The 13899-nt window shown below is 74.9% G+C and carries 15 protein-coding genes; 5 read left to right on the top strand and 10 right to left on the bottom strand.

Going from position 1 to position 13899, the window contains the following annotated elements; translation table 11 throughout:
* The first annotated feature begins 203 nt into the window (after positions 1-203).
* Positions 204-1226: a septation protein SepH gene (gene sepH, locus ACFVXK_RS04905; RefSeq protein ID WP_389610112.1), complete on the top strand. Its 1023-nt coding sequence runs from the start codon at positions 204-206 to the stop codon at positions 1224-1226.
* A 45-nt stretch (positions 1227-1271) separates the two neighbouring features.
* On the opposite strand, the gene ACFVXK_RS04900 is transcribed toward sepH, so the two are convergent.
* The gene (locus tag ACFVXK_RS04900; RefSeq protein WP_389610111.1) at positions 1272-2105 is read right to left on the bottom strand and encodes a sulfurtransferase; all 834 of its coding nucleotides are present in this window, start codon (positions 2103-2105) and stop codon (positions 1272-1274) included.
* Positions 2106-2282: 177 nt separating this feature from the next.
* On the opposite strand from ACFVXK_RS04900, the gene ACFVXK_RS04895 reads away from it, so the two are divergent.
* Positions 2283-3068: a VOC family protein gene (locus ACFVXK_RS04895; protein WP_389610110.1), complete on the top strand. Its 786-nt coding sequence runs from the start codon at positions 2283-2285 to the stop codon at positions 3066-3068.
* Here the strand turns inward: ACFVXK_RS04895 and ACFVXK_RS04890 are convergent.
* Together ACFVXK_RS04890 and ACFVXK_RS04885 are read right to left on the bottom strand one after the other, a co-directional pair.
* Entirely contained in the window at positions 3065-3841 is a 777-nt protein-coding gene (locus ACFVXK_RS04890; RefSeq protein ID WP_389610109.1) for an SGNH/GDSL hydrolase family protein, read from the bottom strand. The two genes, ACFVXK_RS04895 and ACFVXK_RS04890, sit on opposite strands and share 4 nt — an antisense overlap.
* Positions 3828-4397: a PadR family transcriptional regulator gene (locus ACFVXK_RS04885; protein ID WP_389610108.1), complete on the bottom strand. Its 570-nt coding sequence runs from the start codon at positions 4395-4397 to the stop codon at positions 3828-3830. Before ACFVXK_RS04885 ends, ACFVXK_RS04890 begins: the two co-directional genes overlap by 14 nt.
* Before the next feature lie 107 nt (positions 4398-4504).
* On the opposite strand from ACFVXK_RS04885, the gene ACFVXK_RS04880 reads away from it, so the two are divergent.
* Positions 4505-4930 carry a nuclear transport factor 2 family protein gene (locus tag ACFVXK_RS04880; protein WP_389610107.1) on the top strand — a complete coding sequence of 142 codons (426 nt, stop codon included), beginning with the start codon at positions 4505-4507 and terminating at the stop codon, positions 4928-4930.
* Positions 4931-4937: 7 nt separating this feature from the next.
* Here ACFVXK_RS04880 and ACFVXK_RS04875 read toward each other — a convergent pair whose 3' ends face one another.
* Positions 4938-5315 carry a 6-pyruvoyl tetrahydropterin synthase family protein gene (locus tag ACFVXK_RS04875; protein WP_389610106.1) on the bottom strand — a complete coding sequence of 126 codons (378 nt, stop codon included), beginning with the start codon at positions 5313-5315 and terminating at the stop codon, positions 4938-4940.
* Positions 5309-8008: an AAA family ATPase gene (locus ACFVXK_RS04870; RefSeq protein WP_389610105.1), complete on the bottom strand. Its 2700-nt coding sequence runs from the start codon at positions 8006-8008 to the stop codon at positions 5309-5311. Before ACFVXK_RS04870 ends, ACFVXK_RS04875 begins: the two co-directional genes overlap by 7 nt.
* A 209-nt stretch (positions 8009-8217) precedes the next feature.
* On the opposite strand from ACFVXK_RS04870, the gene ACFVXK_RS04865 reads away from it, so the two are divergent.
* Together ACFVXK_RS04865 and ACFVXK_RS04860 are read left to right on the top strand one after the other, a co-directional pair.
* The gene (locus tag ACFVXK_RS04865; protein ID WP_389610104.1) at positions 8218-8634 is read left to right on the top strand and encodes a hypothetical protein; all 417 of its coding nucleotides are present in this window, start codon (positions 8218-8220) and stop codon (positions 8632-8634) included.
* Complete coding sequence (locus tag ACFVXK_RS04860; protein ID WP_389610103.1) at positions 8631-8963, top strand: winged helix-turn-helix domain-containing protein; 333 nt, start codon at positions 8631-8633, stop codon at positions 8961-8963. The genes ACFVXK_RS04865 and ACFVXK_RS04860 overlap by 4 nt, the downstream gene beginning before the upstream one ends.
* 32 nt (positions 8964-8995) lie before the next feature.
* Here ACFVXK_RS04860 and ACFVXK_RS04855 read toward each other — a convergent pair whose 3' ends face one another.
* The 5 genes from ACFVXK_RS04855 to ACFVXK_RS04835 form a co-directional block, all read right to left on the bottom strand.
* Positions 8996-10309 carry a cation:proton antiporter gene (locus ACFVXK_RS04855; protein WP_389610102.1) on the bottom strand — a complete coding sequence of 438 codons (1314 nt, stop codon included), beginning with the start codon at positions 10307-10309 and terminating at the stop codon, positions 8996-8998.
* 92 nt (positions 10310-10401) lie between these two features.
* A complete protein-coding gene (locus ACFVXK_RS04850) occupies positions 10402-11052 on the bottom strand; it encodes a thymidine kinase (protein ID WP_389610101.1) in 651 nt (216 codons plus the stop codon).
* Positions 11053-11107: 55 nt separating this feature from the next.
* On the bottom strand, positions 11108-12313 hold the full coding sequence (locus tag ACFVXK_RS04845) for an alkaline phosphatase family protein (RefSeq protein ID WP_389610100.1): 1206 nt from the start codon (positions 12311-12313) through the stop codon (positions 11108-11110).
* Positions 12313-12900, bottom strand: coding sequence for a DUF5998 family protein (locus tag ACFVXK_RS04840; protein WP_358891966.1), 588 nt, complete (start codon positions 12898-12900; stop codon positions 12313-12315). Before ACFVXK_RS04840 ends, ACFVXK_RS04845 begins: the two co-directional genes overlap by 1 nt.
* A 47-nt stretch (positions 12901-12947) precedes the next feature.
* Positions 12948-13899: acetate--CoA ligase family protein (locus ACFVXK_RS04835; RefSeq protein WP_389610099.1), on the bottom strand; the 952-nt coding region annotated here is incomplete at its 5' end.

Genomic DNA, 13899 nt, shown 5'->3' with positions numbered 1-13899 from the left:
ACGGGCTCCTGCTGCGCACAGTAACCACTTGGTCACTGTGCGTGCCCAACAGGTAACCGTGCCATAACGTCGATCAAGGGCGCATGCCCGACACGCCGGTTTAACTCGGCAAGGTTGTGGCAGGCTGCACCCGGGCAGGCCACACTCGACTAGCGGAAGCAGCGACGCACGTGACGTCGGCAGGCACCACCCGGGAGGTCCCCATGCCCGAACTGCGTGTCGTGGCCGTCTCGAATGACGGAACACGACTGGTGCTCAAGGCTGCGGACAGCACGGAGTACACGCTTCCGATCGACGAGCGGCTGCGGGCTGCCGTGCGCAACGACCGCGCGCGCCTGAACCAGATCGAGATCGAGGTGGAGAGCCACCTCCGCCCCCGTGACATCCAGGCCCGCATACGGGCCGGTGCCTCCGCCGAGGAGGTCGCACAGCTCGCCGGCATCCCCGTCGACCGGGTCCGGCGCTTCGAGGGCCCGGTCCTGGCCGAGCGCGCCTTCATGGCCGAGCGGGCCCGCAAGACCCCCGTGCGCCGCCCCGGGGAGAACACCGGGCCCCAGCTCGGCGAGGCCGTGCAGGAGCGGCTGACGCTGCGCGGGGCCGACAAGGACTCGGTGCAGTGGGACTCCTGGCGCCGCGACGACGGCACCTGGGAGGTGCTGCTGGTCTACCGGGTGGTGGGCGAGCCGCACTCCGCGAGCTGGACGTACGATCCGCCGCGCCGGCTGGTCGTCGCCGTGGACGACGAGGCCCGCTCCCTGATCGGCGAGTCGGACGACCTGCCGTCGACCCCGGAGCCGAGCTTCCCGTTCGTGCCGAGGATCGCCCGGCTGCCGCGCGACCGGCCGCTGGACCGCGCCCTGGACCGGCAGATCGAGCGCCCCGCGGTCCCGCCGCCCGCGCCGGAGCCCGAGGAGGAACGGGACACGCTGACCAGCCTGTTGGAGGCCGTTCCCAGCTTCCGGGGCGACCTGGTGGTCCCGGAGCGGACCGACGCCGCGGAGGAGGAGGCCGAGACGGAGGAGCCTCCGGCCGCGGCGGCCTCGGCCGGCGCCGGAGCGGCGTACGCGGACGTGCTGATGCCGCGGACGGTCGCGGGACACCGCGAACGGCTGACCGGGACGACGGACCGGCAGGCCGAGGCCGACGGGGTCCGGCCGGGGCGCCGCGCGGCGGTGCCCAGCTGGGACGAGATCGTCTTCGGGACCCGGCGCAAGAAGCAGGAGTAGCCCGGTCCGGCGGTGCCCCGCGGGGCACCGCCGGACGCGGACGGGTCAGGGGTTGGGGCCGGTGGCCACCGGGCGCGCCGGGTCCGAGGACCAGTGCGACCAACTGCCCGCGTAGAGGGCGGCCGGAATGCCCGCCACCTCCAGCGCGAGGACCTCGTGCGCCCCGGAGACCCCGGAACCGCAGTACACGCCCACCTGGGTGTCCGGCGAGGCGCCCAGCTCCGTGAACCGGGCCTTCAGGGCCTCCGCCGGCAGGAACAGGCCGTCGGGGCCCACGTTCTCCGTGGTCGGGGCCGACACCGCGCCCGGGATGTGGCCGCCGACCGGGTCGATCGGCTCGACCTCGCCCCGGTAGCGCTCCCCCGCCCGGGCGTCCAGCAGCAGTCCCGTACGGGCCAGGGCGGCCGCCTCGTCCGCTTCGAGCAGGCCGAACAGGCCCGGGTTTGGCTTGAAATCGCCCTCCGCCGGAGTCGGCGCGTCGGCCGTCACCGGGCCGCCCGCGGCGGTCCACGCGGCCAGGCCCCCGTCCAGGACTCGCACGTTCGGGTGACCCGTCCAGCGCAGCAGCCACCAGGCGCGGGCGGCCGCCCAGCCCTGGCCGCCGTCGTACACGACCACCGGCTCGTCCGCGCGCACCCCGGCGCGGCGCATCGCGGCGCCGAAGGCCTCCGGGTCGGGCAGCGGGTGGCGGCCGCCCGACCCGGGCGGACCTGCCAGTTCGCGGTCGAGGTCGACGTACGCGGCGCCGGGCAGGTGCCCGGCCTCGTAGGCGGGGCGCTGGTCGGGGCCGCCGAGCTGCCAGCGGACGTCCAGGAGCACCGGCGGGCGGTCGGAGGCCAGCTCGTCCGTCAGTGCGGAGGCCGAGAGAATCGCAGTCATGGGCCCATCTTCCTCCCCGCCCGGAGGCCCGTGTAACAAGCCGGACATCGACGGGCCGCAGTGATTCGGTCATCTCCGTCAGCCCCCGTGCCGTCCGGCCCGGTCGGGGCGCGCGGCGCCCCGCGGAGTGGAAGCATCAGCGGCGTCATTCGGGACACGACGGAGGAGACTGCTGACATGACCGAGGCAGCGGGGGCTTCGCGGCGGCCGTCCGGCACACCGTGCTGGGTGAGCCTGATGGTGCACGGACTCGGGAGGACCGAGGACTTCTACGCCGACCTGTTCGGCTGGGAGTACGAGCCGGGACCCGCGCAGCTCGGCCCGGGCGTCCGGGCCGTCCTCGACGGGGAGGAGGTGGCCGGGATCGGCGAGATGCCGCCCGACCGGCACCTTCCGGTCGCCTGGACCCCCTACTTCGCCATCGACGACGCCGACTGCGCGGCCGAGGCGATCCGCTCCTGCGGCGGCACGGTGGCCGTGGGCCCGATGGACGCCGGGGCCGAGGGGCGCGTGGCGATCTGCTCCGACCCGCTGGGGGCGATCTTCGGGATCTGGCAGGACTCGGGCCACGGGCGGCCCTACGGGGTGCCGGGGACCCCGGTGTGGAACGAGCTGGTCACCCAGGAGACCTCGACGGTCGGCAAGTTCTACCAGCACGTCTTCGGGCACGAAGCGGAACGGCACCCGGCGGCCTCGGCCGACTTCGACTACCTGACCCTGCGACTGGACGGCCGGCCGGTGGCCGCGGTGCACGGGGTCGGCCGGTCGCTGCCGCACGACCGGGGCCCGCACTGGATGACGTACTTCGAGGTCCGCGACACCGACACGGCGGCCGCCCGGGTCACCGCACTGGGCGGCCGCGTGCTCAGCCCGCCCCGGGACCGGATCCGGGGCCGGCTGGCCCTGGTGGCGGACCCGGAGGGGGCGGTCTTCGCCCTGGTGCGGTCGGCCGGGGAGGGCTAGGGGACGACGGGCAGGGGCTCGGGGCGCTTGGCGGTGCGGCCGTCGCCGGAGGAGGTGCCGCGCAGCCGCCGGCCGAGCCAGGGGCCGAGGAAGCCGGCCGCCCAGCCCACCTCGGCCGCCACCGCCCGGACGGCGGTGCGCGGCGGCCGGGGCGGCAGGGGGTGCTGCCAGGTGTCGTCGGAGCCCGGCAGGGCCAGGGCCTCGGCCAGTGCGGCGGCGATCCGGGCGTGGCCGAGGGGGCTCGCGTGCAGCCGGTCGGTGCTCCACAGCCGAGGGTCGGTCCCCACGGCCGCCCGGCCCGTCTCGGCGACCACGACCCCCTGGCGCGCGGCGGCGGCGCGGACGCGGGCGTTGAGCTCCGCCACGCGCGGGCGCAGGGGCCGGGCCAGGGGTGCGATCCGGCCCACGTCGGGGAAGGTGACGGTCGCCACCCGGGCCCCGGCCGCGGTCAGCGCGGCGAACATCTCCTCCAGCTCCCCCACCACCTCGGCGGCGTCGAACCGGGGCCGGAGCACGTCGTTGACGCCGGCCACGACGGTGGCCACGTCGGGCCTCAGCTCCAGGGCCGGGGCCAGCTGCTGTGCGCGGACCTGGCCCGCGAGCCGGCCCCGGACGGCGAGGTTGGCGTAGAGGAGGCCCGGGTGGGCGGCCGCGAGGTGCCCGGCGAGGCGGTCGGCGAAGCCGCGCAGGCCCGTCGTGTCGTCGCCGTCCCCGAGCCCCTCGGTCTGGCTGTCGCCCAGGGCGACGTAGCGCAGGGGTTCACCGCTGTGCATCGGTCTGCTGCCTTTCCCGTAGTACGGCCGCGGTCCGCAGGCACCAGTCCCGGTGCTCCCGTTCGAAGGCCAGGCCGCGCAGGCAGGTCAGGTACCGCCCGACCCGCTCGCCCCGCCGGAGGTACTCGGCCTCGTCCAGGTCGCCGCGCATGTTCACCAGGAGTTTTCCGAGGAGTTCGAGCTTGGCCGCGGCGGCGGCCGCCCGCTGCTCCAGCTGCTCGACGACGGGGCCCGTGCCGATGCGGTCGGCCGTCTGGACCTTGACCAGGAGGTCGTCGCGGATGGAGGACGGCTTGGACGCGGCCTCGGCGAACCGCTCCAGCTCGGCCCGTCCGGCGTCGGTGACCCGGAAGAGGCGCTTGTTGGGGCGGGTCTCCTGGACCACCTCGCGGCCCGCGACCAGTCCGTCGGCCTCCAGCCGGGCCAGCTCGGCGTAGAGCTGCTGGGGCAGGGCGTGCCAGAAGTTGGCGACGCTGATGTCGAAGGCCTTCGCCAGCTGGTAGCCGCTGTACTCGTCGTCGAGCAGCGCCGCCAGGACCGCGTGCCGCAGTGCCATGCCGGGCCCCCTTCCCTTTCCTCGTACGCCTCGGCATCATACTCAAGAAAGTGACTAGTCAGATTGTTGAGTAGCACCCGGATCCACCACGTATCCCAGGAGGGGTCATGGAGACTGCCGAACGCTTCCGCGCCGCCGTGGAGAAGCGCGATCTCGCAGCGCTGGACGAGCTGTTCACGGACGACGTCCGCCTCTACAGCCCGGTGAAGTTCGTCCCGTTCGAGGGCAAGGCGATGGTCATGGGCCTGTTCGGGGTGCTGCTGCGCACCTTCGAGGACCTGCGGTACCTGGGACGCCTGGAGGGGGAGGTCGAGACCACGGCCGACGGGGAGGCCGCCCCGACGGTGGTCCTGCCCTTCCGGGCGCTGGTGGCGGGCCGGCAGATCCACGGGATCGACCAGCTGCAGTTCGACGGGGAGGGCCGGATCAAGGAGTTCACCGTGATGGTCCGGCCCCAGTCCGCCGTCCACGCCCTGGGTCAGGCGGTGCTGGCCGGCCTGGTCGAGGACGGCCTCGCGCCCGGACCCGCCTGAACTGCCGTCAGGCGCCCCTGACCGGGCGGTACTCCGCCCAGGTCTTCGGGGTCTCCGAGATCCTGACCGCCGTCAGCTCGGGGATCCGCTCCGTCCACTGGTCGAAGATCCACACGGCCAGGTTCTCGGCCGACGGTGAGATACCCCCCCCCAGCGCCTCGTTGAGGTGGCGGTGGTCGAAGGTCTCGTCCATCCACCGCTTGAAGGCGTCCAGGTCCCGGTAGTCCCGGACGAACCCGGCCTCGGTGAGGTCCTCGCGGCGGCCGGAGAGCTCGATGACCACGGCGTAGTTGTGGCCGTGCATCCGGGCGCACGGGTGCCAGGAGGGCAGCCGGTCCAGGACGTGGCTGGCGGAGAAGTGGAACTCCTTCGTGATGGTCAGCACGGTCCCTCCCCGTCGGCCGCGAGGAGGGACCGGTTGAGCGGCACCGCGGTCAGGAACCGCTCGCGCAGCGCCTCGTCGCCGATCAGCCCCGCCTTGCGCAGGACCTCCCGCCGGGCCCGGTCGAACAGCCCCCGGGCCTCCTCCCCGGCCCCGCCCGCCGCGAGGGCCCGCCCGGCGTGCCAGAGGACCTCCTCCGTCCGCAGCGCGGGCATGTCCCCCACCTCGTCCAGCATCCTCAGGGCCTCCCGGGCCTGCTCCACGGCCCCGGCCGGGTCGCCGCCGCGCAGCCGGATCCGGCTGCGCAGGGTGTACGCGGCGATCTCGCTGCGGACCATGCCGCTGCGCCGCGTCTCGACGCAGGTGGCGACGGCGAGCCGCTCCGCCTCCTGGAGGGCCTCGGCGGCGCCGGGCGCCCGCGGGTCCCCGTCCGCGCCGGCGAGGAGGACCTCGGCGCAGAGGTTGCGGACGATGGGGACGAGGTTGGCCAGCCAGGTCCGCTCGGTCTCGGCCCAGGCGTCCGCGATCAGCCGCCGGGCCTCGTCCCGGGTCTCGCGGCGGTCGGCGAGGATCCGGGCGAGGAGCGCCGCGTTGTAGGCGTGCCAGGCGCTGTCGCCGCCCCGGTCCGCCTCGAACCCGAGGGCCTCGCGCAGGGCCTGCGCCGCGCCGGCGTCGTCGCCGAGGCCGAGGCGCACCTGGGCGAGGTAGTTGAGCGCCATGGGCAGCTCGGCGTTGAGCGGCTCCTCGCGCAGCCGGGCCGCGCACCGCTGGAGGCGGCTCAGCGCCTCGGACAGGTGGCCGCTGTCGAAGAGGGTGATGCCGAGCTGCATCTCGCCGAGGTTGCGGGCGTGCTGGAGGACCGGGGTGGCGCCGCCGCCCAGGCGCGGGTCCGAGGCGTACAGGCGCTCGGCCTCGCGCAGTTGGGCCAGGCCGTCGGCGAGCCGGCGCTTGGAGACCTGGCGGCCGTACTCGACGCGGGCCACGAACAGGGCGGCCGGGTCGCCGTGTTCCTCGGCCAGGTCGACGGCCGCCCGCAGCTTCTCCAGCGACGGGACCAGGCCGCGGGTGGCCAGCAGGGTCTTGCCGCGCAGCAGGGTGGCCCGGATGACGAGGTCGGGGTCGGCGCAGCGGGCGGCGGCGGCCTCCGCCTCGGCGGCCAGGGCGTCGATGTCCGGACCGCCGGCGGGCGTGCTCTGGCCGCGCCAGCGGACCTCGGTCAGCGAGAGCAGCAGTTCCACGACGCGGACCAGGCGCCGGTCGCGGCCCTCGGTGCCGGCGGGCAGTTCCCGTACGGCGCGGATGACCTCCTCGCAGTGCCGCTCGGCCTCGGCGAAGGAGAGCCCCTGGGTGGCGGCGTCGCGGGCGAGTTCGAAGTGGGCGTCGGCCGAGGCGAGGAGGCAGGAGGGGCCGCCGTGGCGGAGGTGGCGGGCGACCTCCAGGCGGCGCTCCAGCGACATGGTCTCCGGCGGGCCCTGGCCGAGGGCCTGGGCGATGCGGGCGTGGCGCGAGCGCATCTGCTCGGCGCTCTGCTCCGTGTAGACCACGCTCCACAGGGCCCGGTGCTCGAAGCGGTAGCAGTCGGCGGACTCCCAGCGGGCCCACGCGGGCGGTGTCGCGGGGACGACCAGGCGGTGGTCGCGGGCGATCAGCCGCAGCCGTTCCATGACCAGGTCGTGGGACAGGCCCGTCGCGGCGGCGACGGTGTGCGAGAGGAACACGTCGCCCTGGGTGGCGGCGGTGGCCAGCAGGAGCCGGTCCTGGTCGGTCAGGGCGCGCAGCCGCTCCTCGACGACGCGCGAGAGGCTGGCCGGCAAGGGCACCTCGCCGCCGTCCTGCGGGGTCCATTCCTCCAGGCAGAGCGAGACGAAGATGGCGTGCCCGCCGGTCAGTTCGGCCAGCCGGCGGGAGAGGGCCGGCGGTGCGGCGGGGTGCCGCTGCGCGACGAGTTCGGCGATGGCGTCCTGGGGCAGCCCGCGCATCGTGCGGCGCCGCAGCAGCCCCTCGCCGGCCCAGCTGTGCAGCAGGGCCTCGACCTTGGACTCCTTGCCGTCGGTGTGGGCGGTGTCGCTGGCGTGGCTGAGGACCACGGCCAGCCGTTCGCCGGCGAGGGCGCGCAGCAGCTGGTCCAGGACGAGCTGGCTGCTCTCGTCGACGTGCTGGACGTCGTCTATGACGAGGACGGTCGGCGGCCCCTGGCGCACCAGGTCGAGCAGGCCCTCCGCGATGCGCAGGGCGGCCGCGTGCCGGAAGGGCAGGAGGCTGTCGAAGGGCATGGAGCCGGAGTCGAGGGAGGCTTCGGTGATCTCCCGGCCCAGGGTGAACACGGCTCCGAGCCCCGGGACGATCGCCGAGAGCACCTCGGGGGCCGACCGGACCACCCCCTGCCCGGTGGCGCCGAGCATCCGCCGCAGCCGTCCGCGCCGGCGGGGCTCGGCCTCGCCCAGCTTCAGCAGCAGGTCGAGGACCGGCCCGTACATCAGGTCGGGGCCGATACCGGGCCGGCACCGGGTGGACACGACGCGGCAGCCGGCGGGCGCCTCGGCCTCGAAGGCCCGCAGCAGCGCCGACTTGCCCATGCCCGACACCCCGTCGACCGCGATGGCCTGCCCGCCCCGCCCGTCCCCGAGCGCGGCGACGACCGAGCGCAGCTCGTCCATGTGCTCCACGCGGTCGACAAATCCGATCGGCACGCCCATGCCCCCGTCTCACGCCCTACCAGCAGGTGCCGCCCACGGTAGATCATGCCGGTCCGCCGGGGGTGCGACCCGACACGTTCCGGCCAAGCCCCCGGACTCGTGCGGCGATGTGGACACCTGACGTACCGACAAGTACTTTCCATAATGGAAAGTAGATGCCGGGTGAGCACACTCAGGGCCGCCCGGCCCACTACGGGGAGGGAACGACCATGTCCGAACACGCAGCCGCGGCCGTCGCGCTGGAGGGCGTCGCGCGCATCGAGGCCGGCGCGCGCAGGCGGGGCCGCCGGCACGTCGGCTACCTGTGGGCGTTCGCCGGATGGCAGCTCGCCCTCGTCCCGGCGGTGCTGCTGTGGCACGGTCCGGCCGCCGCGCTGGTGTGCTCGCTGGCCAACGCCCTGGTGGTGACCGGGCTGTCCGTGTTCGCGCTGCGGCAGCCGGTGGTTCCGCGCGGGTACGCCCGCCGGCACCTGACCGCGGTCGGGGTGTGGGCGGCCTGCTACGTGGCGGCGCTCGGCGTCGGCCTCGCCGTCTTCCCGGACAGTGCCCGCTTCGCGGCCGGCGCGGCGCTCGTGTGCGCGCTGCCGCCCGCCGTGGCGGCCTCGCGGGGGGCGCGGGCGGTATGAGCACGGGGACCCCCACGGGTACGGGGCGTTCGCCCCATCCCCGCCACGGCCTCGCCCCGCTGCTCTCCTCGGCGGTGCGGCTGTCGATCGTGGCGGCGCTCGCGCCCGTCGAGAAGGCCGAGTTCGCCTCCGTGCGGGACCTCGTGGAGATCACCGACTCCGCGCTGTCCAAGCAGGTCACGCGGCTGGAGGAGGAGGGCTGGGTGGCCGTCGAGAAGGGCCGGGTCGGGCGCAGGCCGCGGACCTGGCTGCGGCTGACGGAGGACGGCCTGGCCGGGTACCGGCGGCACCTGGCCGCCCTGACGGCCATCGCCGGGCCGCTGGCCTGACCGTCCGGGGGCGTCAGACCGTCCGGGGGCAGTCAGACCGGGGCCGCCGGCGCCGGGACCGGACGGGGTTCCGGGTCCGCCCGCTCCTCCACGCGGGCCATGGCGAGGCGCAGGAGGGGCGGGGCCATGAGCGAGGTCACGATCGCCACGAGGACGACGACGGTGTACGTCTCGGGTCCCAGGATCCCGAGCCGCAGGCCCGTCATCGCCACGATCACCTCGATCACCCCGCGGGAGTTCATGCCCGCGCCGAGGGCGAGGGCCTCCCAGCCGCTGAGCCGGCTCAGCTTCGCCCCGGCGTAGGCCCCCGCGAACTTGCCGAGGACGGCCACGGTCAGGACCGCCCCGGCCGCGGCCGCCACCTGCGGCCCGGCCAGCGCGGTCAGGTCCATCCGCAGCCCGGCCGTGGCGAAGTAGAGCGGCGCGAGGAAGGCCAGCACCGTGGTGCGCAGCGGGGCCAGCTTCGCCCGGTCCAGCCGGCCGCTGGTGGCGATCAGCACCCCGGCCACGAAGGCCCCGAAGACCGGCTCCAGGCCCAGGGCCTGCGTACCGGCCGACCCGAGCAGCACGGCCAGCGCCGCCACGGCGACGGTCGGCCCGGGCTCGGGCGAACGGCCGGCCGCGCGCAGGGCGAGCCGGACGACGGGCCGCCCCACCAGCAGGGCCAGCAGCACCACGCCCACGGGGGACAGCAGGGAGGCGGTGAGCCGGCCGGCGGTCAGGCCGGACGTGGCCATCGCCGAGACGACGGAGAGCAGGAACCAGCCCACGACGTCGTCGATCACCCCGGAGGCGAGGGTCAGCTGGCCGACCTCGCGGTGCAGGAGGTCCATGTCCAGCAGGGTCTTGGCGATCACGGGGATGGCACTGACGCACAGGGCCACGCCGAGGAAGAGGGCGAACACGGTCGGATCGGTCCCGGCGGGCAGCAGCGAGCCGGGCAGCAGGTACCCCGTGGCGACGCCGAGCCCCAGGGGCAGGACCAGACCGGCGACGCTCACCCGTACGGCGGTGGCGCCGCTGCGCCTGACGAGGCCGGACTCCAGTTCCATACCCGTGATCCCGACGAGGAGCAGGACGCCGAGCTGCCCGACCGCGTCGAGGAGGTGCATCTGCTCGGGCCGCTCCGGCAGCACCCACGCGGCGAGCCCGGGCAGCAGGTGGCCGAGGACCGAGGGGCCGACGAGCACCCCCGCGCAGAGCTCTCCGACGATCGCGGGCATCCTGAAGCGCGCGGCCAGCCGGCCGAGGCAGAGGGCGAGGAGCAGCAGGAGCGCCAGCTGGAGCAGGAGCACCAGCAGGGCGTGGTGGGTGAGGACGGGAACGGGCGCGGCTGCGGTCGTCACCTCACGAAGCGTAGGACGGCCCCCTCACACCCGCCTCCGCCGACCGGCCGGATCGCCGCGAGTTACGGAAGTCCGGCCGTGCACGCCCCGGTTCAGGCGTGGTTGACGGGCAGGACGTCCGGGGAGAGGGCGCCCGCGTGGGCCGAGGCGCTCGTCATGCGCTTGCGGTGGTGGCGGCGGCACAGGACCTCGTAGCCGATCTCCTCCGCCGGGCGGTTCACGTCGCCGACCACCACCTGGGCGCCCTCGACCACCATCTCCCCGCCGACCGTGCGGGCGTTGTGCGTGGCGCGGGCCCCGCACCAGCACAGGGCCTCCACCTGGAGCTGCTCCAGGCGGTCCGCCAGCTCGATCAGGCGCTGGGAGCCGGGGAAGAGCTTGGTGCGGAAGTCCGTGGTGATGCCGAAGGCGAAGACGTCCATGTCGAGGTCGTCGACGATGCGGGCCAGCTGGTCGATCTGCTCGGGTGCGAGGAACTGCGCCTCGTCCACGATGACGTAGTCGGCCTTGCCGCCCTTGGAGAGCTGGTCGACGAGGTATCCGTACAGGTCCATGTCCTCACCCGCCTCCACCGCTTCCGTCACCAGGCCCAGGCGCGAGGAGAGCTTGCCCTGTCCGGCCCGGTCGTCGCGGGTGAAGATCACGCCCTGGAGGCCCCGGGCGGAGCGGTTGTGGGTGATTTGCAGAGCCAGTGTGCTCTTTCCGCAGTCCATCGTTCCGGAGAAGAACACCAGCTCGGGCATGGGAAGTACGGGACCTTTCGGGTCGTGGGCGGGGAGGGAGGACCGGGTCGCGGGCTCAGGTGCGGACTTCGAGGAGCGGGACGAGCTGTTCCGCCGCCGTCATGGAGCCGTGCATGCCGGTGAGGGCGGACTCGTTGGGCTCGTTGCGGGAGGCGGTGATCGCGACGTCGCCGTGGGCGGCGGCGACCACGTCGCCGATCCGGCCGAGGACCCGCTCGTCGCACTCCCCCGGGGCCCCGAACCAGCCCAGTTCCAGGGCCTCTTCGCGGCTCGCGATCCAGAAGCGGTCGCCGAGCACCTCGCGCCACACGGTCAGCACGTCGGCCTCGGCGCCGGGCACCGCGTAGACGTGCCGGGCGCGGCCCTCGCCGCCGAGCAGGGCGACTCCCGCGCCGAGCTCCCAGTCCTCGTCGAAGTCGATCCGGGAGTCCTCGTCGAAGGGGACGTCGACCATGCCGTGGTCGGCGGTCACGTAGAGCGCGGTGCGCGGCGGCAGCTGTTCGGCGAGCCGCTGGACGAGCCGGTCCACGTACATCAGCTGGCCGCGCCAGGCGTCGGAGTCCACGCCGTGGCGGTGTCCGGCCCCGTCGAGCTCGCTGTAGTACGTGTAGACGAGGGAGCGCTCCGCGGCCGCGAGCTGGATCGCGGCGAGGTCCATCCGCTCCTCGCCGGTCATCCGGCCGTGGAAGGTGCCGCCGCTGAGGGCGATCTGGGTGAGCGGGGTGCGCTGGAAGTTGGGGGCGGACACCTGGGCGGTGTGCACGCCTGCGGCGTCCGCGAGCTGGAAGACCGTCGGGTACGGCTGCCAGGGCTTCGGCGGGGTCCACGGGTGCCAGCGCAGCTGGTTCATCAGCTCGCCGGAGGCCGGGTTGCGCACGGCGTAGCCGGGCAGGCCGTGCCGGGCGGGCGGCAGGCCGGTGCCGACGGAGGCCAGCGAGGTGGCGGTGGTCGCCGGGAAGCCCGCGGTGATCGGACGTCCGGTGCCGCCGCGCGAGCTCGCGAGCAGGGAGGTCAGGAAGGGGGCGTACTCCGGGTGGGCCTTGATCTGCTCCCAGCCCATGCCGTCGACGAGGAAGACGCAGTTGCGGTCCGCCGGGGTCAGCTCGGCGATCCCGGCGGTGAGCCCGGGGACGCCCTGGCCGGCCGCCAGCGTCGGCAGCAGGTCGGCGAGCGAGCCGGTGCCGTAGTGCGGGACGGGGGCGCCGGCGAGGTCGAGGAGTTCCGGGTCGTCCTGCCAGTTCGGCGGCACGGAGTACGACATCAGCGGGTGGTGGCCGCGGTGGCCTCGGAGAGCGCCTGGGCGAAGAGAAGCGTCTGGCGGACGGTCTCGGGGCCGTCGCCGGCCTCGCTGACGCGCAGGCTCAGGTCGTCGGCGGTGGAGTTGCCGGTGTAGCCGTGGTCGGAGTCGCAGTTGGGGTCGCCGCAGGCGGCGGGCTCCAGGTCGATGCGCGAGACCGCGCCCCAGCCGATGGTCAGGACGACCTCGCGGGGCAGCTGGCCGGGCGTGTAGGACTCCGGGTTGGCCACGACGCGGCTGAGCACCACGGAGGAGATGGAGCCGAGCTTGACCGACTCGGTGGAGGTGGTCGCGTACGGGGACGGGGACCCGGCGTCGGCGGCCTGCTCGTCGGTGTGGCTGACGATGAACCGGTTGTCGGTGAGGACCAGCACGGTCACGTGCCGGCGCACCTCGTTGGAGTCGAAGGTGGTCTCCTGGTGGACCACGTACGACGAGACCGGCTCGCCGCCCACCGCGGCCTCCACGGCCTCGGCCACGAGGGCCGGGTAGTAGCCGCTGCGCTCGATCGCCGCGCGCAGCCCCTGGGTCGTCGTACCGGATTTCGCCATGAGGTCCATCCTAAGGCCCGTCCGGGGTCGCCCTACCTGCCCGTCGGTCAGTAGCTGGGCAGGGTTCGCGGGCCGAGGTCGGTGCGTGCGGGCGGGTGGGCGACACGGACGGTGGCGCTGAGCACGGTGAGGCCCTCGGTGGCGACGACGACCGGCTCCAGGGAGATTCCCGTCACTTCGGGGTGGTCGTCCACCAGCCGGGACAGCCGCAGCAGCAGTTCCTCCAGGGCCGGGGTGTCGACGGGGTCGCTGCCCCGCCAGCCGAAGAGGAGGGGGGCGGCGCGCAGGGCGCGGACCAGTCCGGCGGCGTCCCGGTCGGTGACGGGGACCAGCCGGTGCGCGGTGTCCCCGAGGAGCTCGGAGGGGACGCCGGCGAGCCCGAAGGAGAGGACGGCGCCGGCGGCGGGGTCGACGACGGAGCGGACGACGGTGTCCACCCCGCGGGGGGCCATGGACTGGACGACGGGCAGCAGCTCGGCGGGCTTGCCGAGGGCCTCGGTGAGCTCCTCGTACGAGCGCCGCAGCTCGGCCTCGGTGGTGAGGTCGAGGCGCACGCCGCCCAGGTCGGCGCGGTGGCGCAGGTGCGGGGCGGTGGTCTTGAGGGCGACGGGGTAGCCGAGGACGCGGGCCGCGCGGACGGCGGCGTCGGCGCTGGGGGCGGGGAGGGTCGGCAGGACGCGGATCCCGTAGCGGCCGAGGAGCTCGCGGGCGTCGGGCTCGTCCAGGGTCAGCGCGGCGCCCTCGGCGACCCCGGTGAGGAGGGCGGCCAGCTGGGCGGCGGCGCCGCTCTCGTCGATGTCCTCGTACTCGGGGACGTGGCCGGCGTCGGCGTTGGCGCGGCGCCACTGGGCGTAGCGGACGGCCTCGGCGAGGGCCTTCACGGCCCGCTCGGCGGCGGGGTAGGCGGGGATCCGCCCGGCGGGTGCGGAGGCGGGCGCGGGGGCGGCGGGCGCGGGGGCTCCGGCGGGGGCCGCGGCCGGGGTGCGGTCGTGGGGTGCG

Origin of the sequence: Streptomyces sp. NPDC058157 (genome assembly GCF_042884105.1) — a bacterium.
In the GTDB taxonomy this organism is placed as follows: domain Bacteria; phylum Actinomycetota; class Actinomycetes; order Streptomycetales; family Streptomycetaceae; genus Streptomyces.
Note: the sequence above shows the minus strand (reverse complement) of the source record. Positions and strands in the feature narration are given on the sequence as shown.

Bases quoted from the DNA above. Each gene is read 5' to 3' on its own strand.
- sepH (WP_389610112.1), top strand. From the start codon at position 204: ATGCCCGAACTGCGTGTCGTGGCCGTCTCGAATGACGGAACACGACTG.
- ACFVXK_RS04900 (WP_389610111.1), bottom strand. From the start codon at position 2,105: ATGACTGCGATTCTCTCGGCCTCCGCACTGACGGACGAGCTGGCCTCC.
- ACFVXK_RS04895 (WP_389610110.1), top strand. From the start codon at position 2,283: ATGACCGAGGCAGCGGGGGCTTCGCGGCGGCCGTCCGGCACACCGTGC.
- ACFVXK_RS04890 (WP_389610109.1), bottom strand. From the start codon at position 3,841: ATGCACAGCGGTGAACCCCTGCGCTACGTCGCCCTGGGCGACAGCCAG.
- ACFVXK_RS04885 (WP_389610108.1), bottom strand. From the start codon at position 4,397: ATGGCACTGCGGCACGCGGTCCTGGCGGCGCTGCTCGACGACGAGTAC.
- ACFVXK_RS04880 (WP_389610107.1), top strand. From the start codon at position 4,505: ATGGAGACTGCCGAACGCTTCCGCGCCGCCGTGGAGAAGCGCGATCTC.
- ACFVXK_RS04870 (WP_389610105.1), bottom strand. From the start codon at position 8,008: ATGGGCGTGCCGATCGGATTTGTCGACCGCGTGGAGCACATGGACGAG.
- ACFVXK_RS04865 (WP_389610104.1), top strand. From the start codon at position 8,218: ATGTCCGAACACGCAGCCGCGGCCGTCGCGCTGGAGGGCGTCGCGCGC.
- ACFVXK_RS04860 (WP_389610103.1), top strand. From the start codon at position 8,631: ATGAGCACGGGGACCCCCACGGGTACGGGGCGTTCGCCCCATCCCCGC.
- ACFVXK_RS04850 (WP_389610101.1), bottom strand. From the start codon at position 11,052: ATGCCCGAGCTGGTGTTCTTCTCCGGAACGATGGACTGCGGAAAGAGC.
- ACFVXK_RS04845 (WP_389610100.1), bottom strand. From the start codon at position 12,313: ATGTCGTACTCCGTGCCGCCGAACTGGCAGGACGACCCGGAACTCCTC.
- ACFVXK_RS04840 (WP_358891966.1), bottom strand. From the start codon at position 12,900: ATGGCGAAATCCGGTACGACGACCCAGGGGCTGCGCGCGGCGATCGAG.